Genomic DNA, 24,736 nt, shown 5'->3' with positions numbered 1-24,736 from the left:
AGGATGAGCGGGAATTCTCGGTCTAACCCGCTAATCCTGAGGAGCGGCTGAGCGAAGTCGACGACGCGTCTCGAAGGATGAATCAAATGACGCCCCGGCGCATTTGGTCGAGTTCGATCGATTCGAACAGGGCCTTGAAATTGCCTTCGCCGAAGCCTTCGTTGCCCTTGCGCTGGATGATCTCGAAGAAGATCGGGCCGATGACGTTCTGGGTGAAGATCTGGAGCAGCAGGCCCTGGCCTTCGGTCGGGGCGCCGTCCATCAGGATTCGGCGCTTCTCCAATTCGGCGATGTTCTCGCCGTGGCCGGGGATGCGCTCCTCGAGCATCTCATAATAGGTGTCGGGCGTGTCCTGGAAGGGGATGCCGCGCTCGCGGATGACGTCGACCGACTGGTAGATGTCGCTGGTGCCGAGCGCGATGTGCTGGATGCCCTCGCCTTTATATTCGCGCAGGAACTCCTCGATCTGGCTCTTGTCGTCCTGGCTCTCGTTCAAAGGGATGCGGATCTTGCCGCAGGGCGACGTCATCGCCTTGGAGAACAGGCCGGTGACCTTCCCCTCAATGTCGAAATAGCGGATCTCGCGGAAGTTGAAGAGCTTCTCGTAGAAGTCGGCCCACACCGCCATGCGCCCGCGATGGACGTTGTGGGTGAGGTGGTCGATGTAGGTGAGCTTGCTGTCCTCGCTCGCCATCCGCTGCTGCCAGTCGGGATGGAAGTCGAAGTCGACGTCGTAGATCGAGCCGTCCCGGTACTTGTCGACGAAGAACAGGCGCGAGCCGCCGATGCCCTCGATCGCCGGAATGTCGAGCTCGCCGTCGCCGCGGGAGACCTCGACATTGGTCGCTCCGAGCTCGAGCGCACGGGCGTGGGCGGCCTTGGCGTCGGTCACCCGGAAGGCCATGGCGCAGGCGCTCGGGCCGTGCTCGCGGGCATAGTCCTCGGCATAGGAACCGGGCTCGGCGTTGATGATGAAGTTGCAGTCGGCCTGCTTGTGGAGCGTGACGTCCTTCGACTTGTGGCGCGCGACTTCGGGGAAGCCCATCTTGGTGAAGAGGTCGCGCAAAAGCTCGATGTCGGGCGCGGTATATTCGACGAATTCGAAGCCGTCGGTGCCCATCGGGTTCTCGAGGCCGAGCGGGCCGAGGTCGGTATTGGGTTTGGGATCGGCGGTGGTGGCCATGGCGCGTGCTCCTTTGCCCGCCCAACTGCGCCGGTGAGCGGCGCATTTCAAGCTTGGGCGGCGGCGGGCCGAGAGCGGCGCCGCGCGAAACTTCACTTAAGTTAAGCCGAGCCGATTGAACCCGACGCGCGCTGGCGGGTTGGAGCGGGACCTGACCGAAAGGCGGTATCCGCCGCGGCCGGGTCGCGGAAAGGAGGACAGCTCATGCTGAAACGCTACGCCTATGCGTGGATCACCATCGGCTTTTTCCTAATTTCGCTGGTACTGCACTGGTATTTCGGCTGGCAGGCCTATGTCGCCGACGCCGCCGAGCATGGGCAGAGCGCCGAATTCTCCGGCTTTTCGGTCGAGGCGCTGCGCGACACGTTCGAGAATTGGCAGTCCGAATTCCTGCAATTGCTGTGGCAGGTCGTCGGCCTCGCCTACTTCCTCTACGTCGGATCGCCGGCGTCGAAGGAGAATGACGACCGCGCCGAGGCCAAGCTCGACGCCATCCTGCAGATCGTCGGCGGCAAGGACGGCGAGCGGATGATCGAACAACTCGACCGCGAATTCGTTCGGCATGGAGGACATGCCAAGCCCCACGGACGCCCCGCCAACACGCCCCTCGCAACGGAGTAACAGTCATGGCCACCAAGCAAGACGCAGTCGCATTGCTGAAGGAAGATCACCGCACGGTCGAGGAATTGTTCGCGCAGTACGAGAAGGCGCGCGGCGACGAGCGCAAGCAGGCGCTGGCCAACGAAATCTGCATGGAGCTGACGATCCACGCGATGATCGAGGAGGAGCTGTTCTACCCGGCGTGCGAGGGCAAGGTCGAGGAGGAGATGCTGAGCGAGGCCTATGTCGAGCATGACGGCGCCAAGGTCTTGATCGGCGAACTGCTCGCGGGCTCGCCGGCCGACGAATATTACGACGCCAAGGTGAAGGTCCTGCAGGAGCAGATCGAGCACCACGTCGAGGAGGAGGAAAAGCGCATGGAGGGGCTGTTCGCCCAGGCGCGCAAGGCCGGGCTCGACATGGACGCGCTGGGCGACGAGCTGGCGGCGCGCAAGGAAGAGCTCAAGACCAAGTTCACCGCCGAGGGCGTTCCGCCGCCGACCTTCACCACGCTCGAAGAGACCCAGTAAAGGAGTAGGACCATGCCGCGCGAATTGATCGATACCGGGACCGACAAGCGCTTCGTCCGCCGCGACGAGGAAGGGCGCTTCAAGGAAAGCGACGACGTCGGCCGGAGCCTCGCCCAGGACCAGCGGCGCGACGCCAAGACCAAGTCGAAGAAAGGCGAGGGCGACAAGGGCGACCGCTAGCGGTTGCGAAGGCTAACTAACTTAGTTTAGGCGGTTTTTCGTTTACGGGAGAGACCGCTTGGGCCAGCGCAAATCCGTGCCGTGTCCGTATCGACCGGCGTGGGGCGGGGCATTGCTTTGATTGCCGAGGTGGGGATGGCGGCCTATCGAGGCGCCTTGGAAAAGTTTCTGTTCCGGCTGCTGCTCCGCTCGCCGCTGACCAAGGCCGAGCAGGAGGCGATCCTGGCGCTGCCGGGCGAGGAGGTGCGCACCCAGGCGCACCGCGACATCGTCCGCCCCGGCAACCGAATGACCTATTCGTGCCTAGTGGTGGAAGGGTTGGTCGGCCGCTTCGACCAGCTGGCCAACGGGCACCGCCAGATCACCGCGCTGCACATCGTCGGCGACTTCTGCGACCTTCACTCGCTGGCGGTTCCGGAGACCGGCTGGGGAATCGAATCGCTGACCGACTCGGTGGTCCGGATGGTGCCGCACACGGCGCTTCGCAAGCTGGTCGATTCGGCGCCCGCCTATACCATGGCGTTCTGGCGCGACACGGTGGTCGACGGGTCGATCCTGGCTAAGTGGAATGCCGCGCTCGGGCGGCGCAGCGCCAAGGCGCGGCTGGCGCATCTATTGTGCGAAATGGGCATCCGCTTCGAGATCGCGGAATTAGGCCAGCGCGACGAGTTCGACTTCCCGATTACCCAGGCGCAGCTGGCCGACGTGCTGGGGGTGACCGCGGTCCATCTCAACCGGACGATGCAGGCGCTGCGCCAGGACGGGCTCTTGGTGACCAATGGCTCGCGGATCAGCCTGCCCGACGCCAAGCGGCTTCGGCAGGTTGCGCAGTTCGACGAAGCCTATCTGCTGCTCGGCGGGGCGCAGAGCCGCTAGGCGTCGACCACCAGATCCTCGGGATGGGTGGTGAAGCGGCGGACGACGAAGGCGATCGCGCTGCCGATGACGAAGCCGAGCGCGGCGCCAGCGAGGGCGAGCAAGGCCCATTCGAGCAGGCCGTTGCCGTGCGCCACCTCCTCGATCCAGTGATGGAGCATCGCCGGATAGGGCGTGACGTGAAGCTCCTCGAAGCCGTGGAGCAGGATCCCGCCGCCGACCCACAGCATGGCGGCGATTCCGACGGTCGACAGGAAGGACAATAGTTTGGGCACGGCGCGGACCATCCCGCGGCCGATCTTGCGGGCCGCGGCCGACGAGCGCTCGGCGAGGTGGAGGCCGATGTCGTCGAGCTTCACGATCAATGCGACCGTGCCGTAGACCCCGACCGTCACCGCGATGGCGACGAGGGCCAAGGCGAAGGCGCGCGGCCAGAAGTCGGGGATGTCGATCGCGGCCAGCGAGATGGCCATGATCTCGGCCGACAGGATGAAATCGGTGCGGACCGCTCCGGCGACCTGCTTCTTCTCGAGCTCGGCGGCGTCGCCGGCGACGATTTCCTTGCTGTGCTCGTGATGCTCGTGGCGGATCGCCTCGATGATCTTCTCGCTCGCCTCGAACGCCAGATAGGCGCCGCCGATCATCAGGATGGGCGTGATCAGGAACGGCGCGAACTCGCTCAGCGCGAGCGCCCCGGGGAGCAGGAACAGCAGCTTGTTCTTGAGGCTGCCGAGCGCGATCTTGCCGATGATCGGAAGCTCGCGGTCCGGCGTCAGGCCGTGGACGAAGCGCGGCGTGACGGCGGTGTCGTCGATCACTACCCCGGCGGCCTTCATGCCGGCGCGCCCGGCGGCGGCGGTGACGTCGTCGATCGAGGCCGAGGCGAGCTTGGCGATCATCGCCACATCGTCGAGCAGCGCGAACAATCCGGACGGCATGGGGTCTCCTGTCGTTGTGGACGCGCGTTAGGCAGATTTTGCCCGTCATGCCAGCGCAGGCTGGCATCCATGCCGTGCTATTAGGCGTGACATGAGCGCATGGGCCCCAGCCTGCGCTGGGGCGACGGGTGTTGCTCTTGGGGGCGGTTTCGCGCATCGGCGGGGCCATGCTGGGACTGGATTTCATCAAGGCGAACCGCGCGGCGGTGGAAGGGGCGATTGCGGCCAAGGGGGTCGATCTCGACCTCGACGCCTTGCTCGCGCTCGACGGCGAGATGCGAGCGCTGAAGACCGAGATCGACGCGCTTCGGACCAGCCGCAACGCGATCAGCGCGCGGTTCAAGGACGCCGCGCCGGAGGAGAAGGCTGCGCTCGGGGCCGAGGCGAAGGCGGCGGGCGCGAAAGCGGGCGAGCTGGAGCAGGAGCTTGGCGCCAAGGCCGAGCAATTGCGAGCGATGACGCTCAGGCTTCCACAGATCCCCTATTCCGGAGCGCCGGTCGGGCCGGACGAGAGCTTCAATGTGGTCGTGCGCACTGAGGGCGCGCTCCCCAAGTTCGACTTCGCGCCGCTCGACCATGTCGCGCTCATCGAGAAGAACGACTGGGCCGAGCTGAGCCGGATCGTCCAGGTGTCGGGCAGCCGCACCTATTGCCTCAAGGGGCGGCTGGCGCTGCTCGAGACCAAGCTGATGGGCTGGGCGCTGGACAAGATCGCGGCGGCCGGGTTCACGCCGATCACCGTGCCCGCGATCGCGCGCGAGCAGGCGTTCCTCAACCAGGGCCAGTTCCCCGGTCACGTCGAGGAGACCTACGCGCTGCCCAACGACGATGCGTTCCTGGCCGGGACCGCGGAGGTCGCGCTGACCTCGCTGCATTCGGGCGAGATCGTCGACGGCGCCAAGTTGCCGCTCACTTACGCGGGCTATTCGCCCTGCTTCCGGCGCGAGGCGGGCAGCGCCGGCAAGGATGTGCGCGGGCTGCTCCGCGTGCACCAATTCCTCAAGGTCGAGCAATGGGTGATGTGCGCCGCCGACGAGGCGGAGAGCGCAAGCTGGCATGCGCGGCTGCTCAAGCTGGCCGAGAGCCTGCTGCGCGATCTCGAAATCCCTTATCAGGTGATCGAGACATCGACCGGCGACATGGGGCTGGGCAAATATCGCATGAACGATATCGAGAGCTGGGTGCCGAGCCTCGGCAAATATCGCGAGACCCACAGCTGCTCGACGCTGCACGAGTGGCAGGCGCGGCGGGCCAACCTTCGCTACCGCGACGCCGACGGCAAGGTGCGGTTCGCGCACACACTGAACAATACCGCGCTGGCCTCCCCAAGGATTCTCGTGCCGCTGCTCGAGAATCACCAGACCGCCGACGGGCGGGTGCGGCTCCCGGCCGCGCTGCGCGAGCTGATGGGCGGGGAATATCTGTAGGCCAATGATCGTCATTGCGAGCGAAGCGAAGCAATCCAGCATGGCAAGACTGGATTGCCGCGGCTCCTTCGGAGCCTCGCAATGACGGACAGGGACGAGCTTCCTCCCCCCGGCTGGCGGCGGCTGGTGGAGGCGGGGTATCTGCTGCCGCGGGCGATTTACGGCTTTGGGCATCTCGGGCCGCGCGGGCCGGAGGACGGAGAGCCGGCGCTGGTCATCCCCGGCTTCATCGCCAACGACCGGACGACGATGGAATTGCGGCGGGCGCTCGCGGCGGGCGGCTGGCGGGTGCATCCGTGGGACCATGGCTGGAACCTCGGCGCGCGGGCCGACACGCTCGACCGGCTGAAGGCGCGGCTCGACTCGATCGACCCGGAGCGGCCGATCCTGCTCGTCGGGTGGAGCCTCGGCGGGGTGTTCGCTCGGGCGCTGGCGCAGGCCCATCCGGAGCGGGTGCGCGCGGTGGTGACGCTGGGCAGTCCGTTCAGCGGCGACCCGCGCATGAACAACGTCTGGCGGCTGTATGAGCTGGTCGCGGGGCACAAGGTCGACGACCCGCCGATCGCCCGCGACACGTCCAAGCCGCCGGTGCCGACGCTGGCAATCTGGTCGCCCGACGACGGCATCGTCTCGCCGCGCGCGGCGCGCGGCCTGGCCGAGGAAAGCGATTCGGTGGTGGCGCTGAAATGCAGCCACATGGCGTTCGGCGTGTCGCGCCGGGTGGCGGGGCAAGTGGTGCGCGAAATCCATAGCTTCCTGGAAAAGCACGGCTAGCGCTCCACGGATTCTTGTTTCGTTCCGCCAAAGCAACCATGTTGCCGGGATGCGGCACGCGCAGCCCACCCCCGACCAGCGGCTCGAGGACGAGCTCGACCCCGATCTGCTGCCGCCGCCCGACCTCCAGAAATGGAGCGAGCTGGCATGGCGGCTGCCGCGGCTGCTCGCCGGACTTGGCCACCTCGGGCCGCGCGGACCGGAGAACGGGCCGCCGGCGCTGGTCATTCCGGGATTCCTGGCCAACGACCGCTCGACGATGGACCTGCGGCGCGCGCTGGCGCTCGGCGGGTGGCGTGCGCACCCGTGGCTGCTCGGGCTCAATCGTGGGGCAAGGTCCGACACGATGGACCTGCTGGCGGGGCGGATCGCGGCGATCCACGACGGGCGCAAGGTGCTGCTAGTCGGCTGGAGCCTGGGCGGGATGTTCGCGCGCGAGCTGGCGTGGCGCGTGCCGGACAAGATCCGCGCGGTGGTGACGCTGGGCTCGCCGTTCAGCGGCGACTACAAGACCAACACCAATATCCGCGAATATTACGAGCGGATCGCGGGGCACGACGTCAACCTGCCGCCGTTCGAGCGCCACGCGGGCAAGCCGCCGGTGCCGATGCTGGCCTTCTGGTCGCGGCTGGACGGGATCGTCGCCCCGGCCGCGGCGCGCGGCGCGGCGGGCGAGGTCGACAAGGCGGTCGAGCTGACCACGCGTCACGCCGGCTTCGCACTCGACCGCGGCGCGATGAGCCGGATCGTGCGGGAGATCCGGATCTTCCTAAGGGAAGTCGAGGGGCGGCGGGCGGCCTGACCCGCGACTCCGCTTGACTCCACGGGCGGAGTCGCGGGACAAGAACAAAACTAGAACAAAAACGTTCGAGTCGTGTGGCAGCAAGTCTTCGCCTTGTCGCCGGCGCAGGGGCACGCGCGCCTGCCGATCCGGCCCAGCCTCCCGTTGAAGCGGGAGAGGCGGGGGTGCGCGCGGCGGAGCGGCTTCGCCGGACCGGGCTCTTGCATTCGCACGAGCAGTGGAAGCTCCCCGGCAGCTGCTCCCCTACCCTGGCCGAGCTGTTCGCCAGTCCGCGCGACGGGGGGTGGACGGGCTTCTTGCTGCCGCAGCTTCCGGCCGGGCGGCCGTGGCTGTGGGTGCAGGAGCGGATGGCGATGCTCGAGGCGGGGCGGATCTATCCGCCGGGGCTTGGGGCGCAGGCTGCCGACCTCATCCACGTCGGCGCGCGCGATGCCCGCGAGGCGCTGTGGGCGATGGAGGAAGGACTGAGATGCGGGCAATTGGGCGCCGTCATCGGCGAGCTCTACGGCGACCCCGCGGCGCTCGATTTCACCGCGACCCGGCGGCTTGCGGTGGCCGCCGAACGGCACGGCGTGGCCGCCTTCTTGATTCGGCTCGGCGGCCACGCCAACCTCAGCGGGGCGCGGCTGCGCTGGCGGCTGGCGAGCGCTCCGAGCCTGGCCAATCCGCTCAACTCGCGCGGGCCCGGAGCGGCGGCGTGGGATGCCGAGCTGTTCCGGGTGCGCGGCGGCAAGCCGGGCCGCTGGGTGCTGAGCCATGATCCCTCGGCCGGGCTCGGGACGAGCGGCGGAGACCCGGCTGGTTTCGGTGTGGTTGCCGGCGCTGGCGATCGAGCGGTGGGCGCGGATCGCCGGGCCGCAGGCTGATGACCGGATCGCGCTGACCATCGAGGTTCAGCACGGCCAGCGGATCCATGCGGTGACCGCCGCGGCGGCGGCGGCGGGCGCCCGGCCGGGCATGCGGCTGACCGACGCGCGCGCGCTCGACCCGGGGCTTGCGGCGGTGGCGGCCGACCTCGCCGGGGACGCTGAGCTGCTGCGCCGGCTGGCGCGCTGGGCAAGCCGCTGGTCGCCGGCGGTCGAGGTCGATTCGGCGGACTCGCTGCTGCTCGATGCGAGTGGGGCGGCGCATCTGTTCGGCGACGAGCAGCGGCTGCTGGGCGACATCGTCGCGCGGTTTGGCGGGCTTGGACTGACCGCTCGGGCGGCGATCTCGCCGACCCCGCGCGCGGCGTGGGCACTGGCGCGGTTCGGGGGCGCGGCGGCAATCGTCGCTCCACGCGAGGGGCTGGCGGCGATGCTGGCGCCGCTGCCGGTGGCGGCGCTGGGGCTGGCGGCGGACGTCACGCGGGTGATCGAGCGATTGGGCCTGAAGACCATCGGTGCGCTGGCCGGGATCGAGCGCCGGAGCCTGGCGCGGCGCTTTCGCGAGGCCGACAATCCGCTGGACGCGCTCGACCGCGCGCTGGGCCGCAAGGCCGACCCGCTGACCCCGATCGTCGACCAGCCCGCGCCGCGCGCGTTGCTGCGGCTGGCCGAGCCGGTCGCCGACCCCGCCGCGGCGCCGCAATCGCTGGCGCTGATGATGCCCGAGCTGGTGCGCCAGCTCGAGCAGCGGCGGCTCGGCGCGCGGCGGCTGGTGCTGGCCGGCTACCGGGTCGACGGCGAGGTCGCGGTGGCGGTGGCGGCGTGCGCGCTGCCGAGCCGCGAGCCGAAGCATCTGCTGCGCATCCTGGGCGACAAGGCGGCCGAGCTCGACCCCGGCTTCGGCTTCGACGGCTTCGTGCTCGAGGCCGAATGGTGCGAGCCGCTGGGCTCGGCGCAGGACGGGCTGGGCGGCGAGCCGCCGCCGGCAGTGGCGGTGGCGCGGCTGGTCGACCGGCTGGTGAGCAAGCTCGGGCCGGGCAAGGTGCGGCGGCCTGCGGCGAGGGAGAGCCATTTGCCGGAGCGGGCGGTGGGGTGGGAGGAGACGGGAGGGATCGGCACCAAACCCCTCCACCATCCGCCTTCGCCTGCGGCTTCGGCGGACGGTCCCCCTCCCCGGCCTGCGGCCAGGGAGGAGCGGGCGCGGCCGCAGCGGTTGCTCGACCGGCCAGAGGCGATTGAGGTGATCTATGCCACGCCGGCCGGATTGCCCCGGCGGTTCCGCTGGCGGCGAGTGGTGCACGACGTGGTCCGGGCCGAGGGGCCGGAGCGGATCGCGCCCGAATGGTGGCGCGAGCGATCGAGCGCCCGGCTGCGCGATTACTATCGAGTCGAGGACGGCGCCGGGCGGCGCTACTGGATTTATCGCGAGGGTCTCCACGACGACGGCCGCGGCGGGGCGCCTGCGTGGTATCTGCACGGGCTGTTCGGCTGATGCCCGAATATACCGGATTTGCGCGCAAGACGCTGATGCTCGGCGATGGCGAGCGGCCGGCGCCGATCGCGCCCGCGCCGTTCGTCGAGCTGGGCGTGGCGTCGCCCTTCTCGTTCCTGCGCGGCGCGTCGGATTCGATCGAGCTGGTGCTGGCGGCGCATGCGATGGGCATGGACAGCATCGGCATCGCCGACCGCGACACGCTCGCCGGGGTGGTGCGGATGCACAGCGCGGCCAAGGGGGCGGGACTGCGGCCGCTGGTGGGGTGCCGGCTCATGCTCCCCCTCCCGCCGGAGCGGGAGGGGGCCGGGGGGAGGGCCTGTGCTGCTGTCGACAGGCCCTCCCCTTCGGCGCTTTGCGCCTCTTCCCCTCCCGCAGGCGGGAGGGGTGAATGTTCGCTGCTCGCCTACCCGCTCGACCGCGAGGGCTATGGGCGGCTGTCGCGGCTGCTGAGCCTGGGCAAGATGCGCAGCGCCAAGGGCGACTGCGACCTGACTCTGGACGAGATCGCGGCGCATGCCGAGGGGATCGCGTTCATCGCCATGCCGGGGGGCGACTTGGAGGCGTTCGCGGCGGGCTTGCCGGGACTGCGTGCGGCGTTGCCGGGCCTTCGCCACGTCGGCGCATCCTATCTCTATCGCGGGGACGACCTGGCGCGGATCGAGCGGCTCGACCGGCTGGCGCGGGCGCATGGCTGCACGATCCTCGCGACCAACGACGTGCTCTATCACGCGCCCGAGCGGCGGCCGCTGCAGGACGTGATGAGCTGCATCCGCGAAAAGACGACGCTGGCCGAGGCGGGCTATCTGCTCGAGCCTAATGCCGAGCGGCATTTAAAGTCGCCGGCCGAGATGATCCGCCTGTTCGAGCGCTGGCCGCACGCGATTTCGGCGACCCGCGACTTCGCCGATGCGATCCGCTTCAGCCTCGACGAATTGCGCTACGAATATCCCGAGGAAACGGTGCCGGAGGGGCGGACCCCGCAGGAGCATCTCGAGCATCTCACCTGGGCCGGGGCGGAGGCGCGCTATGCGGACGGCGTGCCGGACAAGGTTGCCGCGCAATTGCGCCACGAGCTCGCGCTGATCGAGAAGCTCGACTTCGCGCGCTATTTCCTCACCGTCCACGAGATCGTCGCTTATGCGCGCAGCCTTGACCCGCCGATCCTGTGCCAGGGGCGCGGCAGCGCGGCCAACAGCGCGGTGTGCTTCGTGCTGGGGATCACCGCGGTCGACCCGAGCGTCAACGATTTGCTGTTCGAGCGCTTTATCAGCGAGGAGCGCAAGGAGCCGCCCGACATCGACGTCGACTTCGAGCATGAGCGGCGCGAGGAGGTGATCCAGCACATCTACCAGAAATACGGCCGCGACCGCGCCGGCATCGCCGCGACCGTCATCCACTACCGCCCGCGCTCGGCGATCCGCGAGGTCGGCAAGGTGATGGGCCTCTCCGAGGACGTCTGCGCGGCGATCGCGGCGACCCATTGGGGCAGCATGGAGGAAGGCACCGCCGAGGAGCGGGTGACCGAGGCCGGGCTCGACATGAGCGACCCGCATCTGCGGCGCGTGGTCAAATTGGCGGGCGAATTGATCGGCATGCCGCGGCATCTGTCGCAGCACGTCGGCGGCTTCATCCTCACCCAGCGGCCGCTGATCGAGACGGTGCCGGTCGGCAATGGCGCGATGCCCGACCGGACGTTCATCGAATGGGACAAGGACGACATCGAGGAACTGGGCATCCTCAAGATCGACGTGCTCGCGCTGGGCATGCTGACCTGCTGCCGCAAAGCGTTCGACCTGATCGAGGCGCATCACGGCGAGCGGTGGGAGCTGGCGACTGTCCCGCGCGAGGAGGCGGGGGTCTACGACATGCTGTGCAAGGGCGATTCGCTCGGCGTGTTCCAGGTCGAGAGCCGGGCGCAGATGAATATGCTGCCGCGGTTGAAGCCGCGCTGCTTCTACGACCTCGTCATCGAAGTGGCGATCGTCCGGCCGGGACCGATCCAGGGCGACATGGTGCATCCGTTCCTGAAGCGGCGGCAGGGCAAGCAGCCGGTGTGCTTCCCCTGCCCCGACCCGGCGCACGGCCCGCCCGACGAGCTGGAGCGGATCCTGGCGCGGACGCTGGGCGTGCCGGTGTTCCAGGAGCAGGCGATGAAGATCGCGCTCGATGCCGCGCAATTCACTCCGGCCGAGGCCAACCAGCTGCGCAAGGCGATGGCGACCTTCCGCAGCCGCGGGACGATCGATCTGCTGCAGGACAAGATGGTCGAGCGGATGGTGGAGCGCGGTTACGACCGGGACTTCGCCACGCGCTGCTTCAACCAGATCCGCGGGTTCGGCGAATATGGTTTTCCCGAAAGCCACGCGGCGAGCTTCGCGCATCTGGTCTACGTCTCGAGCTGGATCAAATGGCGCTATCCGGCGGCGTTCGCGGCGGCGCTGCTCAACTCGCAGCCGATGGGCTTTTACGCACCGGCGCAGATCGTTCGCGACGCGCAGGAACATGGAGTCGAGGTGCGCGGGGTGGATGTGAACGAGAGCGGGTGGGACTCTGCGCTCGAGCCCGCAGCGGAAGGGCGTGACCCCGTCCTCAGATTGGGCCTTCGCCAGATCGAGGGGCTTCGGCTGGACGACGCGACGCGGCTGGTCGCGGCGCGGGGCGCGGTGCCCTATGCCAGCGTCGAGGATGTGCGGCGGCGCGCCGGGATCGGGGTGGCGGCGATCCAGCGGCTGGCCGAGGCCGACGCGTTCCGCTCAATGGGGCTCGACCGGCGTCAAGCGCTGTGGGACTGCCGCGCGCTGAAGGCCGCGCCCGACCTGCCGCTGTTTCGCGCCGCCGACGCCGCCGACGAGGGCTGGGAACGCGAGGTGGTGAGGCTCCCCGCGATGCCGCTGAGCGAGCATGTGGTGAGCGATTACCAGACCATTCGCCTCAGCCTCAAAGCGCACCCGATGACCTTCCTGCGCGACCATTATGCGCGCCGCGGCTTCGTCACCGCCGGGGAGCTTCGATCGATGCGCTACGGCCGGCGGGTCAGCCTGGCCGGGCTAGTGCTGATCCGCCAGCGGCCGGGCAGCGCCAAGGGGGTGTGCTTCATCACGCTGGAGGACGAGACGGGGATCGCCAATCTGGTGATCTGGCCCGACCGCTTCGCAAGCCAGCGCGGGATCGTGATGGGATCGCGGCTGATGGTCGTCCACGGGCTGGTCCAGCACGACGAGGCGGTGGTCCATGTCGTCGCCAGCCGGCTGGAGGACGACACCGCCATGCTGCGCCAGCTGAGCGAGGACGCGATGCCGTCGACGCTGTCGAACGGCGACGGTGGCGGCGCCCAGCGCAGCGTGCCCCGGCCGCCACCGATGGTTCATCCGCGCAACGTCCACTGCATGCCAAAAAGCCGCGACTTCCACTGAGTCTTGCGTTTTTGTTGATGTCGGTCATGTTTCGGCCATGCCGACTCCGGTCCTGTTGCTTGCCGCGCTGTTCGCCGACGGCTCCCTCGAGGGGCGCTGGACCCACCCCAATGGCAGCGTCACCGTCGCCATCGCGCAATGCGGCGAGGCGTGGTGCGGGACGGTCGTCGCCGCGTCCGACAAGGCCAAAGCCGACGCCGCCAAGGGCGGCACGCGCGACCTGGTCGGGACCCAGCTGATGACCGGCTTCACCGCCGCCGGCGAGGACAAATGGAAGGGGCGGCTGTTCGTGCCCGACCGCAATTTCCGGGCCCGCGCCGAGCTACGCCTGCTCGATTCCAACCGGCTGGTGGTACGCGGCTGCATGGCCGGCAAGATGCTGTGCAAATCGCAGACCTGGACCCGCGCCGACTAGAGGATTTCGGCGATCTCCCCGGCCAGCACCGCCGACTGGAGCGCGGCCATCTGGTCCGCCCAATAGCGATCGGTTTCGAGATGCGGCGAGATGGCACGGACCCGCGCGTGGAGCGCCTTTAGCGGCGGCGAGGTCTCGAGCGGGGCGTGAAAATCGACCCCCTGGGCGGCGGCGATCAGCTCGACCGCCACAATTCCGGCGGTGTTGCGCGCGACCTGCGCGGCCTTGCGCGCGGCGATCGGCGCCATCGACACATGGTCCTCCTGGCCGGCCGAGGTCGGGATCGAATCGACCGACGCGGGGAAGGCGAGGCTCTTGTTTTCCGAAGCCAGCGCCGCGGCGGTGACCTGCGGGATCATCAATCCCGAATTGACCCCGCCGTCGTCGGTCAGGAAGGCGGGCAGCCCGCTCATCTTGGGATCGACCAGGACACTTGTACGGCGTTCCGAGAGTGAGCCGACTTCGCATAGTGCCATGGTGATGATGTCGGCGGCGAAGGCGACCGGCTGGGCATGGAAATTGCCGCCGCTGAGCGCGCTGTCTTCGTCGTCGAACACGATCGGATTGTCGGTCACCGCCGCCGCCTCGATGGTCAGCGTGCGCGCCGCCTGGTCGAGCAGATCGAGCGCGGCGCCCATCACCTGCGGCTGGCAGCGGAAACTGTAGGGATCCTGGACCCGGCCGCAGCGGTGATGTGAAGCGACGATGGCCGAGCCGTCGAGCAGGCCGCGGATGGCGTCGGAAACGCGAACCTGGCCGGGCTGGCCGCGAAGCTGCGAGATGCGCGCGTCGAACGGCTTGATCGAGCCCTTGAGCGCATCGACCGAGAGCGCCCCGGCGTGAAGCGCGGCGGCGAACACCCGCTCGCCGAGGAACAGGGCATCGAGCGCGATGGCGGTCGAGGCCTGGGTGCCGTTGATCAGCGCCAGCCCTTCCTTGGGGCCGAGCTCGAGCGGCGCCATGCCGAGCTGGTGGAGGGCGTCGGCGGCGGGCAGGATGGTGCCGGCGAGGTCGATCCGCCCGTGGCCCATCAGCGCGGCGATGAGGTGGGCGAGCGGGGCGAGATCGCCCGAGGCGCCGACGCTGCCCTGGCTCGGGATCAGCGGCATCGCATCCTTGTCGATCAGGGACTGGAGCGCATCGATGACGAGCGGCCGGACGCCCGAATGGCCGCGGCCGAGGCCGAGCAGCTTGAGCACGATCATCAGCCGGACGACGTGGCGCGGGAGCGGGTCTCCGAGGCCGCAGCTGTGCGACAGGATGAGGTTGCGCTGGAGCTCGGCGAGGCGGTCGGCGGGAATGCGCTTGTTGGCGAGCAGGCCGAAGCCGGTGTTGATCCCGTAGACCGTCTCGCCCGAGGCGACGATGCGCTCGACCGCGGCGGCCGAGGCCGCGATCCGTGCGTGGCTGGCATCGTCGAGGCGAGCGGGGGCGCCGGCCCACAGGCGGCGCAGCAGGTCGAGATCGATCGCGGTCGGGTCGAGCGTCAGCATGGCCGCGGGCTTTGGCAGATTAGCCGGTGCCCGACCAGCGTCAGGCGGCCGCGCCGCGCCACGGCCGGCGCCGCCACTGGCGTACGAGGAACAGCCGCCACACGCCGTGAACCAGCCAATAGCCGAGGATTGCCGAGGCGACGGCGAAGATGATGAGGCCGAGCGACACCGGGCCCGAGGCGCCGACGATCATCTCGCTCATCGAGCGGTCGGCAGCGACCGCCGGGGCGGTAACCGGGGTACCGAGCAGCCACGCGCCGAGCTTGTACGCGCCGTAATAGATTGCCGGGAAGGTTAGCGGATTGCTCGGCAGGGTGGCCGCGGCGGCGACCAGCACATTGCCGCGAACCATGCTCGCGAACAGCGCCGCGAGGACGATCTGCCCAACCGGGAGAACGAACGAGACGGCGAGGCCGAGCGCCACTCCGCGGGCGACGCAATGGCGGTTAAAATGCCAGATCGTCGGCTCGGTCAGGCGGTGCGCGATCGGCCGCATCCAGCTGATCGCGAGCAATTTCTCGCGGTCCGGAGAAACCTGCTGAAACCATTTGCGCATGGTGGCGGGCGGTTTGGCAGAAAGCATTGGCCGCGGCCAGAGGCATCGTTCGGGCGAGGCCGCGCGTTCAGCAGCGATGACGATCCGGATCGGCACTGCGGGATGGAGCATCGCGGCGGCTCTGCGCGGGCGGTTCGCGGCGGAGGGGACGGCGCTCGAGCGCTATGCGGGCGTGTTCGACGCGGTCGAGATCAACAGTTCGTTCCACCGGCCGCATCGCCCGGAGACCTGGCAGCGCTGGGCGGCGAGCGTGCCGGACGGCTTCCGCTTCTCGGTCAAGCTGCCGAAGGAGATTACCCACGTGCGCAAGCTGGTCGACTGCGCGGAGCCGCTCGACCGGTTTGCCGAAGAAGTGGCAGGGCTGAGCGACAGACTGGCGGTGCTGCTGGTGCAATTGCCGCCCAAGCTGGCATTCGATGCGGCGGTGGCGCGCGGATTCTTCGAGGCGCTCCGTGCGCGGACCAGCGCGGGACTCGCGTGCGAGCCGCGCCATGCGGAGTGGTTCGGCGAGGAGGCGGACGCCCTGCTGGTCGAGTCCGGCGTGGCGCGGGTTGCGGCGGACCCGCCGGTCGGCTCGCAGGCGGCGGCACGGCCGGGCGGCGCGCGGACGCTGAGCTATTGGCGCTTGCACGGGTCGCCGGTGGTCTATCGCTCGAGCTATGCCGACCGGATTGGGAACTATGCGACGCTGCTACGCGCGGACGGGGCGCCGCAGGTGTGGTGCATGTTCGACAACACCGCCTCGTCCGCCGCGACCGCCGACGCGCTCGCGCTTAGCGACTTGCTGCAGCGCTAATCGCGGGGCAGCTTGGCGAGGAAGTCGAGCAGCTGGCCGCCGAGCATTTCGCCCGACGGCGAGCTGAAATTGGACAGCACGACGACGCTCCATTCGCGGTCGGGCGCGATGAACGCCGAGGCGCTCATCCCGGCGTTGCCGCCGCCGCCAGCGTGGCCGAAATAGGCCAGCTTGTCGCCGCCGCGGAACATGAAGCCGAGCGCGGAGCCGAGCGTCGGGCCGGCGCGGCGGCGGTCCGCGAGCATCGCCTGGAGAGTCGCCGGTCTGATCAGCTTGCCGGCGGCGATCGAGTCGATCAGTCGGTGCAGGTCGGTCGCGCTGGCCCAGGCGCCGCCGGCCGCCCCGCCGCGATGGCTGGCCTTGAACATGTGGTCGTTGGATTTCCATGCCTCGATGCCGAGCGGGTCGGCGACCTCGTCCTTGACCCAGCCGATCGCGGCGCCGGCCGGGCGGCGGTCGAGATGGCCGTAGGTGATGTGCGTGAGGCCGAGCGGGCGGAGCACATGCGCCTCGACATAATCGAAGAAGTGCTTGCCGCTCGCGGCTTCGACCGCCGCCGCGAGGACGAGATAATTGGCGTTGCTGTAGGCGACCTTGCCGGGCGGGGCGCGCCTTGGCGTGCGCGCGGCGACAAGGGGCATAAGGTCGCTCAGCCGGCGGGTTGCGCGCAGCTTCGGCTGGGCGTCGAGCTCGCCGAAATATTCGCCATAGTCGACCCGGTGGCCGAGCAGGTCGGCGATGGTGACATTGGCCGCGTCGGGCGCGTTGGCGAGGGCGGGAACGGCGCGCGCCACCGGCGTGTCGAGCGCCAGCTTGCCGCGATCGATCAGCGTGGCGACCGCCGCCGTGGTCAGCATCTTGCTCGCCGAAGCGGTGTGGTGAAGCGTGCTGTTGCGGATGGGCACGTCGGGTCCGCGCGCGGCGAGGCCCCAGCTGTCGAGCAGCACCGGTTGTCCGCGGCGGGCGATCAGCACCGTGCCCGAAAAGCGCTCGGTTCGGGCGCGCCAGTCGATTTCGGCGCGGATGTCCTTGAGCGCGGCGTCGACGGTGGTGGACTTGAGCGGCCAGGGCGGCGCGTCGGCCGGGCGCTTCATCATGTTGCGCTGGAGATCGATGCCGACGAACTTGCCGTCGCGCAGAAACAGCGCGCCCTCGACCGGAATGGCGCCCTTGCGTGTGGTGCCTTCGAAGAAGATGTCGTTTCCTTCGGGATGCCATTCGGTGACATCGACCCCGCCGGTCTGGCGGGCGAGCGCTCGGAGCCGGACCTTGGTCGCGGCGGCCGGCTCCATCTCGGCGAACTCCGGCGCAAAACGGTGCGCATCGACAAAGGCGTCGAGCGCAGCGCCGTCGCCCGCGGCGAGCAAGGCCATCAGCTGATCTGCCAGCGGCCGTGCCGGTGAAGGGCGAGCGATTGCCGCGGCGAGCTGGGGTGGCGCGGGCTGCCCGGGCTGGGCGGAAGCGGACAAGACGACCATGGCGACCTCGAAAAACATCGGCGCGGCTCCTACTGTAGTGGTGACGTAATACAGTAGGTCGGCTGGGTCAAGTTGTGGTCATGGGGGTCAAATCATCGGCAAATCGAGGCCCTGCTCGCGGGCGCAGGCGATGGCGTCGTCATAGCCGGCGTCGGCGTGGCGCATGACTCCGGTGGCGGGGTCGTTCCACAGCACGCGCTCGAGGCGGCGGGCCGCGTCGTCGGTGCCGTCGGCAACGATCACCATTCCGCTGTGCTGCGAATAGCCCATGCCGACGCCGCCGCCGTGGTGGAGCGAGACCCAGGTCGCGCCGGACGCGGTATTGAGTAGGGCGTTGAGCAGCGGCCAGTCGCTGACCGCGTCGCTGCCGTCCCGCATCGCCTCGGTCTCGCGGTTGGGTGAGGCGACGCTGCCGCTGTCGAGATGGTCGCGGCCGATGACGATCGGGGCGCTGACCTCGCCGCTGCGCACCATTTCGTTGAAGGCGAGGCCGAGGCGGTGGCGCTGGCCGAGGCCGACCCAGCAGATCCGCGCGGGCAGGCCCTGGAAGGCGATCCGCTCGCGCGCCATGTCGAGCCAGCGGTGGAGGTGCGGGTCGTCGGGGATCAGTTCCTTTACTCGGCTGTCGGTGCGGTAGATGTCTTCCGAGTCGCCCGACAGCGCGCACCAGCGGAACGGGCCGATGCCGCGGCAGAACAGGGGGCGGACGTAGGCCGGGACGAAGCCGGGGAAGTCGAACGCATTGGCGACCCCGTCGTCGAGCGCTTCCTGGCGGATGTTGTTGCCGTAATCGAACACCGGGATGCCCTGCGCCTTGAACGCGAGCATTGCTTCGACATGGCGGGCCATCGAGCGGCGGGCGGCAGTGGCGACGGCGGCCGGATCGTTTTCGCGCCTGGCGATCCATTCGGCGACCGACCAACCGGCCGGGCAATAGCCGTTGGCGGGATCATGCGCGCTGGTCTGGTCGGTGACCGCGTCGGGGCGGATCCCGCGCGCGACCATTTCGGGCAGGATTTCGGCGGCGTTGCCGAGGAGGCCGACCGAAGTCGGTTCGGTGGCGGCGCGGATAATCTCCAGCGCTTCGTCGATGCTGGTCGCGCGGTGATCGAGGTAGCGGGTGGCGAGGCGTTTCTCGATCGAACTTTCCTGCACCTCGACGGCAATGCAATGGGCGCCGGCCATGACCGCCGCGAGGGGCTGTGCGCCGCCCATCCCGCCGAGGCCCGCGGTGAGGATCCACTTGCCCTTTAGGTCGCCGCTATAATGTTGGCGGCCCATTTCGGCGAAGGTCTCGTAAGTACCTTGGACAATGCCCTGCGTGCCGATGTAGATCCAACTGCCGGCGGTCATCTGGCCGTACATCATCAGCCCGGCGCGATCGAGCTCGTTGAACTTGTCCCAGGTCGCCCATTTGGGGACGAGGTTGGAGTTGGCGATGAGCACGCGCGGCGCGTCCTTGTGGGTGCGGAACACGCCGACCGGCTTGCCCGACTGGACGAGCAGGGTCTCGTCCTGCTCCAGCCGCTCGAGCGTCTCGACGATCTTGTCATAGGCCGCCCAGCTGCGCGCGGCCCGGCCGATCCCGCCGTAGACGACGAGGCTTTGCGGGTCCTCCGCGACCTCGGCGTCGAGATTGTTCATCAGCATCCGAACCGCTGCCTCGGTGGTCCAGTGCCTGGCCTTGATGTCAGCGCCGCGGCGGGCGCGGATGTGGCGGCTGTTGTCGAGGCGCGGGTCGGTCATCGGTCGTTTCCGTCAATGCGAGCGAGTAGCTGTGAGCGGCTGATTGCCGCGGCGCTATGCGCCTCGCAATGACGAAAAGGAAAGGTCCGGTGGCCGCCCGAGCGGCTCTATCGGCCCACGAACTTGCCGGCGGCGCCGATCAGGTCGTCGAGGATTCCGCCCGGGCCGCCCGCGGGTGAGCCGGCCGGGGATGGCTGGCCGCCGAGGAACCCGCCAAGCGCTCCACCCAGTCCGCCGCCAGAGCCCGCGCGCTTCATCACGTAGCCCGCGGCGAGCATGGCGAGGATCGGGAGCATCTTCTTGAGCAACGACGGCTCGACCCCCGACGTGGCGGCGGCGTCGGCGGCAACCTCGCGGCTGCGGTCCTTGGAGCCGAAGATCTGGCCGAGGATGTCGTTGCCCTTGGCGACTTCGGTCGGCTGCGGCGAGACGACGTTGTCGAGCAGGCCGCCGCCGCCCATTCCGGCGAGCGAGCCGAACAGGCCACCAAGGCCGCCCATCGCACCGCCGCCGGCGCCGGCCATCGCCGATTGTGGGGCGGCGGGATGCTGCATTCCGGAGAGGATCTGCGGAAGGAGCGCGGTGGCGCCGGCCTGGGCGGTCGAGCGGTCGACCCCGAGCTCGCGGGCGATGGCATCGACGGCATTGTCTGCTGAAGCATCTGTTCGACGGACATGAAACTCTCCCGTGGCGGCGGTAAGCGCCTGTGCGGAAATTACGCGCGAGTGGTGCGAATGTTCACCGCTCGCGCTGCGTGTCGCATTGGCCCGCCAGACTGGGTATGGGAAACGCCATGGCTGTTCCGCTGAGCCTCAAGACGCGATTGAGCACGCCGCTGCTCGAGGCCACGCGCGACTGGTATCGCGACCTGCTGGGGCTGTCGGTGCTAGAAGAATGGGACGAGCCGGGCGACCGCGGGTGCATATTGGGCCTGGCCGGAGCCGACGGCGAAGCCTTCCTCGAGGTACATCGTTGCGAGGACAGTCGAGACTTTGCGGGCGTCAGCCTGCAGTTCCGGGTTGCCGATGTCGCGCAATTCCAGATCCCCGACGACCCGCGCTTTGCGCATCGCGGGCCGATCGCCCGGCCGTGGGGCAGCACCTATCTGTTCTTCACCGATCCGAACGGTGTCATCGTGGTGGTGTTCTCATGCGATTCGCTATGAGCCGCGGTCACGCGTCGCGGCCGGCGAAAATCCGCCGCTCGGGGACAAGGCCGATCCAGTAGGCGAGCTCGGCAGGGTCTTCGATCCGCCAGGCGGCGAGGTCGGCGGCCTTGCCTGGCGCGATCGTCCCGACCTCGTGCGCGAGGCCGAGCGCTCGGGCGGCGTGGACGGTCATTCCGGCGAGACATTCCTCGGGGGTGAGGCCGAACAGGGTGGCTGCGAGGTGCATCGCGAGTTGCGGGTTGAGCAAGGGCGAGGTGCCGGGATTGCAGTCGGTCGCGACGGCGATCGGCACCTTGTGCTGGCGGAGCAGGTCGACCGGCGGCTTGCGGGTTTCCTGGAGCGCGTAGAAGGCGCCGGGGAGGAGGACGGCGACGGTGCCGGCGGCGGCCATTGCCTTGGCCCCGGCGGCATCGAGATGTTCGAGATGGTCGGCGCTGAGCGCCTTGTAGCGCGCGGCAAGCTCGGCGCCATTCTGGTTCGACAGCTGCTCGGCATGAAGCCGGACCGGAAGGCCGTGGGCGCGCGCGGCGGTGAACACCCGCTCGACCTCGGCCGGGGTGAAGGCGATGGTTTCGCAGAAGGCGTCGACGCTGGTCGCCAGCTTCGCCTTAGCGATGGCCGGGATCATCTCGCCGACGATGCTCTTCATATAGGCTTCGCGGGCGGGGCCCTCGCGGGCGTCGGGCGGGAGGGCGTGGGCGGCGAGCAGGGTCGGCACGATGCGCACCGGCTCGGTTTCGCCAAGTTCGCGCGCGGCTTCGAGCAGCTTCACCTCGCCGGCGGTATCGAGGCCGTAGCCCGACTTGACCTCGACCGTCGTTACGCCGCCCGCCATCAGCGCGTGCAGACGGCGGCGGGATTGGGCGGCGAGCTGGTCGGGAGAGGCAGCACGGACCGCGGCGACGGTCGAGACGATGCCGCCGCCGGCCCGCGCGATCTCCTCATAGCTGGCGCCGGCCCGGCGCATGGCATGCTCGCCGGCGCGGTTGCCGGCGAACACCAGATGGGTGTGGCAATCGACCAGCCCGGGCGTGACCCAGGCGCCGCCGAGCGGAGTGACTTCGCGGGCGCGGAAGCCGGCCAGCTCGGTTCGGCTTCCGACCCGCACGATGCGCCCGCCGTCGAGACCGATGGCGGCATTGCGCACGATCCCGAGCGGGTCGCCGGGCCGAGCGACCATCGTCGCGACATGGCAGTTGGTGATGAGGCGGTCCCACATGGTGGTGGCGTTAGACGGCGGCCATGCTAGTCGTCAAAGCATGAGCGGCTGGCCCAATCTTGGCGACCTGATCGGCGAGCGGCCGGGCGCGGCGGTGGGGTTGGTCGGGGCCCCGCTCGCGGCGGGATCGGTTACGCCCGGGCGGTGCGACCTGGCGCCGGGCGAGCTGCGGCAAACGCTTCGGCGGATCGGGCTGTTCGACATCGAGAGCGGGCGCACGCTGTCGAGCGCGGTCCACGATCGCGGCGACGTGGCGATCGACGGGCTGAGCATCGAACAGGCGACCGCGCCGATCCGCGACGCGGTGTCGGCGAGCGTTGCGGAGCATAAGCTGACGCTCCTGATCGGCGGCAACAATGCGGTGACCCGGCCTGGGGTGCACGGGCTCGGACTGCCGCTCGACAAGGTCGGGCTGATCACGCTCGACGCGCATCTCGACATGCGCGACTTGGGCCAGGGGCTGGGCAACGGCAATCCGGTGCGGGCGCTGATCGAGGACGGCCTGCCGGGCGCGAACATCGTCCAGATCGGGCTCGCGCCGTTCGCCAACAGCGCGGCGATGCACGCCGATGCGTTGGCCGCGGGCAACCGGCTGATCACGATCGGCGAGGTGCGGGCGCGGGGGATCGGCTGGGCGGTGGCGGACGCGCTCGAACGGCTTGCCGGGTGCCGCGCGCTGGTGGTCGATTGCGACATCGACGTCATCGACCGCTCGCAATTCCCGGCGGCCCCAGGCGCACGGCCGGGCGGAATGGTGGCGAGCGACTTCTTCGCGGCCACGCGGGCGCTCGCCGCCGAGCCGCGGGTGCGCGTGATCGACCTTACCGAATGGGACCCGCCGCTCGACCCGAGCGACCTCAGCGCACTGACCGCCGCGCGCTGGGCGGCGGAATGCCTCGCCGGCTTCGAAGCCCGCTAATCATTTCATATCGCGGCCAAAAACGGGACGAGCTGCTCACTTCCGCGATTGACACAGGTTAAGAGTATCTTCACCAACGTTAACGGGAGTTTAGCCGAGTCGCCCGCGCGTTCGGCTGTTCTGGGGGTCGTCCAGCGGGGGGACAAATGGGGTTTCGTAACAGCCGATTGATTTCGAGCGTCGCCATCGCGGGCGCCGCATTTCCGTTCACTCATGCCGCCGCCCAGAACGTCGCGCCGACTCGCGACGAGCTGACTCGCAACCCGCCGACCCAGGCGCCGGCGACCAGCCTCAACGTGGTCGGCGATGTCGAGCGTTCGCCGTGCCCGCTGGCCGATCCGCAATATGCCGACATCCGGGTCAAGCTGAGCGATGTCCAGTTCAACAATCTCAAGGGCGCGAGCGCGGAAGACCTGCGCGCGACCTGGGCTGAATATGCCGGCACCGACCAGCCGGTCGCGGTGATCTGCGAGATCCGCGACCGCGCCGCGACCTATTTGCGCGATCGCGGCTATCTCGCCGCGGTGCAGGTGCCGACTCAGCGGATCGAGAGCGGCGTGGTGCGCCTCGAAGTGCTCTATGCGCGAGTGACCGCGATCCGCGCACGCGGCCAGACCAGCGGCGCCGAGTCCAAGCTGGCGGGCTATCTCACCCGGCTGACGCAGGACGAGATCTTCAACCGCTACACCGCCGAGCGCTATCTGCTGCTGGCGCGCGACCTGCCGGGCTACAACGTCCAGCTGACCCTGAAGCCGGCCGGGATCGGACCGGGCGAGCTGGTCGGCGAAGTGACCGTCATCCGCCAGCCCTATTCGGTCGACGTCATGGTCCAGAACCTCGCGTCGAAGGCGACCGGCCGGTGGGGCGGCCAAGTGCGCGGCCAGGCCTATGGCCTCACCGGAATGGGCGACGCGAGCTATGCCGCGCTCTATTCGACGCTCGAGTTTAAGGAGCAGCAGATCCTGCAGCTCGGCCACAGCTTCCGGCCGGGCAATGAGGGCCTGCTGGTCAATGCCGCCTTCACCTATGCGTGGACCAAGCCCGATATCGACAAGCAGCAGTCGAACGATCCCGACCTCAAGGCGCGCACCCTGTTCGCGTCGCTCGGCCTGGCTTATCCGCTGATCCGCAGCCAGGCGCGCAACCTGACGCTCGGCGGCGGGTTCGACTGGGTCGACCAGAAGGTCAATTTCTTCGGACCGCTGACCCGCGACCATCTGCGCGTGGCATGGCTGCGTGCAGACTATGACGCGGTGGACCTCACCTCGCGGCGCCCGGCGTGGCGCTACAATGCGACGGTCGAGCTGCGCAAAGGCCTCGACATTTTTGGCGCCAGCGAGCGTTGCTGCGACCCCGAGGACACGCCGACCAGCCGCGCCGACGGCAAGCCGACGGGAACGTTGATCCGAGCTAACGGAACCGCCGAGTTCGCGGTCATCCGCGACCTCGCCGTGGCGATCAGCCCGCGCGCGCAGTGGGGCTGGAACCCGTTGCTGTCGTTCGAGGAATTCACGGCCGGCAATTACACCGTCGGCCGCGGCTACGACCCGGCGATCATCTCCGGCGACAGCGGGCTCGGCGTTGCGGTCGAGCTGCGCGGGCCGCGCCTGCCGTTCCATCGCAACCGCATCGCGGTCCAGCCCTACGCCTTCGGGGACGCCGCCTGGGTGTGGGACAAGAAGGTCAGCGGCGACCCGCGCCACGTGAAATCGATCGGCGGCGGAATTCGCGCCGCGCTCGCCGACCGCGCCGCACTCGACGCAGCGATTGCGATCCCGCTCGAGAAGGCGGGACTCGAGAACAAGCGCGGCGACGCCCGCTTCCTGATGACCCTGACGACCAGATTGTTGCCCTGGAGGTAA

23 protein-coding genes are annotated in these 24,736 nt (G+C 69.1%); 15 read left to right on the top strand and 8 right to left on the bottom strand.

Features of this window, described 5'->3' with window-relative positions:
• Positions 1-82: 82 nt before the first annotated feature.
• A complete protein-coding gene (hppD, locus tag D0Z60_RS10735) occupies positions 83-1,183 on the bottom strand; it encodes a 4-hydroxyphenylpyruvate dioxygenase (RefSeq protein WP_118858228.1) in 1,101 nt (366 codons plus the stop codon).
• 204 nt (positions 1,184-1,387) lie between these two features.
• Here hppD and D0Z60_RS10730 point away from each other — a divergent pair, with 204 nt between their 5' ends.
• The 4 genes from D0Z60_RS10730 to D0Z60_RS10720 all read left to right on the top strand — a co-directional run bounded on the left by D0Z60_RS10730 (position 1,388) and on the right by D0Z60_RS10720 (position 3,369).
• Positions 1,388-1,804: a DUF6766 family protein gene (locus tag D0Z60_RS10730; protein ID WP_240325622.1), complete on the top strand. Its 417-nt coding sequence runs from the start codon at positions 1,388-1,390 to the stop codon at positions 1,802-1,804.
• A gap of 5 nt (positions 1,805-1,809) precedes the next feature.
• Complete coding sequence (locus tag D0Z60_RS10725) at positions 1,810-2,313, top strand: hemerythrin domain-containing protein (RefSeq protein ID WP_118858227.1); 504 nt, start codon at positions 1,810-1,812, stop codon at positions 2,311-2,313.
• Positions 2,314-2,325: 12 nt separating this feature from the next.
• Positions 2,326-2,493, top strand: a complete 168-nt coding sequence (locus tag D0Z60_RS11770) for a hypothetical protein (RefSeq protein WP_162888207.1) — start codon at positions 2,326-2,328, stop codon at positions 2,491-2,493.
• 156 nt (positions 2,494-2,649) lie between these two features.
• The gene (locus D0Z60_RS10720; protein ID WP_162888206.1) at positions 2,650-3,369 is read left to right on the top strand and encodes a Crp/Fnr family transcriptional regulator; all 720 of its coding nucleotides are present in this window, start codon (positions 2,650-2,652) and stop codon (positions 3,367-3,369) included.
• On the opposite strand, the gene D0Z60_RS10715 is transcribed toward D0Z60_RS10720, so the two are convergent.
• The gene (locus D0Z60_RS10715) at positions 3,366-4,307 is read right to left on the bottom strand and encodes a DUF808 domain-containing protein (RefSeq protein ID WP_118858225.1); all 942 of its coding nucleotides are present in this window, start codon (positions 4,305-4,307) and stop codon (positions 3,366-3,368) included. The two genes, D0Z60_RS10720 and D0Z60_RS10715, sit on opposite strands and share 4 nt — an antisense overlap.
• 167 nt (positions 4,308-4,474) lie before the next feature.
• Here D0Z60_RS10715 and serS point away from each other — a divergent pair, with 167 nt between their 5' ends.
• The 7 genes from serS (at position 4,475) to D0Z60_RS10680 (ending at position 13,499) form a co-directional block, all read left to right on the top strand.
• Positions 4,475-5,734, top strand: a complete 1,260-nt coding sequence (gene serS / locus D0Z60_RS10710) for a serine--tRNA ligase (protein ID WP_118858555.1) — start codon at positions 4,475-4,477, stop codon at positions 5,732-5,734.
• Positions 5,735-5,815: 81 nt separating this feature from the next.
• Complete coding sequence (locus D0Z60_RS10705) at positions 5,816-6,508, top strand: alpha/beta hydrolase (RefSeq protein ID WP_118858224.1); 693 nt, start codon at positions 5,816-5,818, stop codon at positions 6,506-6,508.
• A gap of 49 nt (positions 6,509-6,557) precedes the next feature.
• Positions 6,558-7,310, top strand: coding sequence for an alpha/beta hydrolase (locus tag D0Z60_RS10700; RefSeq protein ID WP_118858223.1), 753 nt, complete (start codon positions 6,558-6,560; stop codon positions 7,308-7,310).
• 74 nt (positions 7,311-7,384) lie between these two features.
• On the top strand, positions 7,385-8,176 hold the full coding sequence (locus D0Z60_RS10695; protein ID WP_162888205.1) for an ImuA family protein: 792 nt from the start codon (positions 7,385-7,387) through the stop codon (positions 8,174-8,176).
• Positions 8,067-9,668, top strand: coding sequence for a Y-family DNA polymerase (locus D0Z60_RS10690; RefSeq protein WP_118858221.1), 1,602 nt, complete (start codon positions 8,067-8,069; stop codon positions 9,666-9,668). Before D0Z60_RS10695 ends, D0Z60_RS10690 begins: the two co-directional genes overlap by 110 nt.
• Positions 9,668-13,084, top strand: coding sequence for an error-prone DNA polymerase (locus tag D0Z60_RS10685; RefSeq protein ID WP_240325621.1), 3,417 nt, complete (start codon positions 9,668-9,670; stop codon positions 13,082-13,084). Before D0Z60_RS10690 ends, D0Z60_RS10685 begins: the two co-directional genes overlap by 1 nt.
• Positions 13,085-13,121: 37 nt before the next feature.
• Positions 13,122-13,499, top strand: coding sequence for a DUF2147 domain-containing protein (locus D0Z60_RS10680; protein ID WP_118858220.1), 378 nt, complete (start codon positions 13,122-13,124; stop codon positions 13,497-13,499).
• Here D0Z60_RS10680 and hutH read toward each other — a convergent pair.
• Both hutH and D0Z60_RS10670 read right to left on the bottom strand, forming a co-directional pair.
• A complete protein-coding gene (gene hutH, locus D0Z60_RS10675; protein WP_118858219.1) occupies positions 13,496-14,992 on the bottom strand; it encodes a histidine ammonia-lyase in 1,497 nt (498 codons plus the stop codon). The genes D0Z60_RS10680 and hutH overlap by 4 nt on opposite strands.
• A 40-nt stretch (positions 14,993-15,032) precedes the next feature.
• On the bottom strand, positions 15,033-15,575 hold the full coding sequence (locus D0Z60_RS10670) for a DUF2062 domain-containing protein (protein ID WP_240325620.1): 543 nt from the start codon (positions 15,573-15,575) through the stop codon (positions 15,033-15,035).
• A gap of 49 nt (positions 15,576-15,624) precedes the next feature.
• Between D0Z60_RS10670 and D0Z60_RS10665 the strand changes: the two genes are divergently transcribed.
• Positions 15,625-16,344 carry a DUF72 domain-containing protein gene (locus D0Z60_RS10665; protein WP_118858217.1) on the top strand — a complete coding sequence of 240 codons (720 nt, stop codon included), beginning with the start codon at positions 15,625-15,627 and terminating at the stop codon, positions 16,342-16,344.
• Here the strand turns inward: D0Z60_RS10665 and D0Z60_RS10660 are convergent.
• From D0Z60_RS10660 to D0Z60_RS10650, 3 genes are all read right to left on the bottom strand, one after another.
• Positions 16,341-17,717, bottom strand: a complete 1,377-nt coding sequence (locus tag D0Z60_RS10660) for a serine hydrolase domain-containing protein (RefSeq protein WP_162888204.1) — start codon at positions 17,715-17,717, stop codon at positions 16,341-16,343. The two genes, D0Z60_RS10665 and D0Z60_RS10660, sit on opposite strands and share 4 nt — an antisense overlap.
• A 192-nt stretch (positions 17,718-17,909) precedes the next feature.
• Entirely contained in the window at positions 17,910-19,568 is a 1,659-nt protein-coding gene (gene hutU / locus D0Z60_RS10655; protein ID WP_118858215.1) for a urocanate hydratase, read from the bottom strand.
• A 107-nt stretch (positions 19,569-19,675) separates the two neighbouring features.
• Positions 19,676-20,200 carry a DUF937 domain-containing protein gene (locus tag D0Z60_RS10650; protein ID WP_240325667.1) on the bottom strand — a complete coding sequence of 175 codons (525 nt, stop codon included), beginning with the start codon at positions 20,198-20,200 and terminating at the stop codon, positions 19,676-19,678.
• Between the two features lie 161 nt (positions 20,201-20,361).
• On the opposite strand from D0Z60_RS10650, the gene D0Z60_RS10645 reads away from it, so the two are divergent.
• On the top strand, positions 20,362-20,733 hold the full coding sequence (locus D0Z60_RS10645; RefSeq protein WP_162888203.1) for a VOC family protein: 372 nt from the start codon (positions 20,362-20,364) through the stop codon (positions 20,731-20,733).
• A gap of 7 nt (positions 20,734-20,740) precedes the next feature.
• Here the strand turns inward: D0Z60_RS10645 and hutI are convergent, their stop codons facing one another.
• Complete coding sequence (gene hutI, locus D0Z60_RS10640) at positions 20,741-21,955, bottom strand: imidazolonepropionase (protein WP_118858212.1); 1,215 nt, start codon at positions 21,953-21,955, stop codon at positions 20,741-20,743.
• 40 nt (positions 21,956-21,995) lie between these two features.
• Here hutI and D0Z60_RS10635 point away from each other — a divergent pair, with 40 nt between their 5' ends.
• Both D0Z60_RS10635 and D0Z60_RS10630 read left to right on the top strand, forming a co-directional pair.
• A complete protein-coding gene (locus tag D0Z60_RS10635; RefSeq protein ID WP_205421057.1) occupies positions 21,996-22,874 on the top strand; it encodes an arginase family protein in 879 nt (292 codons plus the stop codon).
• 146 nt (positions 22,875-23,020) lie between these two features.
• The gene (locus D0Z60_RS10630; RefSeq protein WP_118858210.1) at positions 23,021-24,736 is read left to right on the top strand and encodes a ShlB/FhaC/HecB family hemolysin secretion/activation protein; all 1,716 of its coding nucleotides are present in this window, start codon (positions 23,021-23,023) and stop codon (positions 24,734-24,736) included.

The organism is Sphingomonas mesophila, assembly GCF_003499275.1.
Lineage (GTDB): Bacteria > Pseudomonadota > Alphaproteobacteria > Sphingomonadales > Sphingomonadaceae > Sphingomicrobium > Sphingomicrobium mesophilum.
The sequence above is the reverse complement of the archived record's forward strand: the minus strand, read 5'-3'. Positions and strand labels throughout refer to the sequence as shown.

Excerpts from the sequence above, each read along its gene's own strand:
- D0Z60_RS11770 (WP_162888207.1), top strand. The coding sequence starts at position 2,326 with ATGCCGCGCGAATTGATCGATACCGGGACCGACAAGCGCTTCGTCCGC.
- hutU (WP_118858215.1), bottom strand. The coding sequence starts at position 19,568 with ATGACCGACCCGCGCCTCGACAACAGCCGCCACATCCGCGCCCGCCGC.
- D0Z60_RS10725 (WP_118858227.1), top strand. The coding sequence starts at position 1,810 with ATGGCCACCAAGCAAGACGCAGTCGCATTGCTGAAGGAAGATCACCGC.
- D0Z60_RS10715 (WP_118858225.1), bottom strand. The coding sequence starts at position 4,307 with ATGCCGTCCGGATTGTTCGCGCTGCTCGACGATGTGGCGATGATCGCC.
- D0Z60_RS10730 (WP_240325622.1), top strand. The coding sequence starts at position 1,388 with ATGCTGAAACGCTACGCCTATGCGTGGATCACCATCGGCTTTTTCCTA.
- D0Z60_RS10705 (WP_118858224.1), top strand. The coding sequence starts at position 5,816 with ATGACGGACAGGGACGAGCTTCCTCCCCCCGGCTGGCGGCGGCTGGTG.
- D0Z60_RS10680 (WP_118858220.1), top strand. The coding sequence starts at position 13,122 with ATGCCGACTCCGGTCCTGTTGCTTGCCGCGCTGTTCGCCGACGGCTCC.
- D0Z60_RS10660 (WP_162888204.1), bottom strand. The coding sequence starts at position 17,717 with ATGGCCTTGCTCGCCGCGGGCGACGGCGCTGCGCTCGACGCCTTTGTC.
- D0Z60_RS10635 (WP_205421057.1), top strand. The coding sequence starts at position 21,996 with ATGAGCGGCTGGCCCAATCTTGGCGACCTGATCGGCGAGCGGCCGGGC.
- hutH (WP_118858219.1), bottom strand. The coding sequence starts at position 14,992 with ATGCTGACGCTCGACCCGACCGCGATCGATCTCGACCTGCTGCGCCGC.
- D0Z60_RS10690 (WP_118858221.1), top strand. The coding sequence starts at position 8,067 with ATGATCCCTCGGCCGGGCTCGGGACGAGCGGCGGAGACCCGGCTGGTT.
- hutI (WP_118858212.1), bottom strand. The coding sequence starts at position 21,955 with ATGTGGGACCGCCTCATCACCAACTGCCATGTCGCGACGATGGTCGCT.
- hppD (WP_118858228.1), bottom strand. The coding sequence starts at position 1,183 with ATGGCCACCACCGCCGATCCCAAACCCAATACCGACCTCGGCCCGCTC.
- D0Z60_RS10665 (WP_118858217.1), top strand. The coding sequence starts at position 15,625 with ATGACGATCCGGATCGGCACTGCGGGATGGAGCATCGCGGCGGCTCTG.
- D0Z60_RS10685 (WP_240325621.1), top strand. The coding sequence starts at position 9,668 with ATGCCCGAATATACCGGATTTGCGCGCAAGACGCTGATGCTCGGCGAT.
- serS (WP_118858555.1), top strand. The coding sequence starts at position 4,475 with ATGCTGGGACTGGATTTCATCAAGGCGAACCGCGCGGCGGTGGAAGGG.
- D0Z60_RS10670 (WP_240325620.1), bottom strand. The coding sequence starts at position 15,575 with ATGCTTTCTGCCAAACCGCCCGCCACCATGCGCAAATGGTTTCAGCAG.
- D0Z60_RS10645 (WP_162888203.1), top strand. The coding sequence starts at position 20,362 with ATGGCTGTTCCGCTGAGCCTCAAGACGCGATTGAGCACGCCGCTGCTC.
- D0Z60_RS10700 (WP_118858223.1), top strand. The coding sequence starts at position 6,558 with ATGCGGCACGCGCAGCCCACCCCCGACCAGCGGCTCGAGGACGAGCTC.
- D0Z60_RS10630 (WP_118858210.1), top strand. The coding sequence starts at position 23,021 with ATGGGGTTTCGTAACAGCCGATTGATTTCGAGCGTCGCCATCGCGGGC.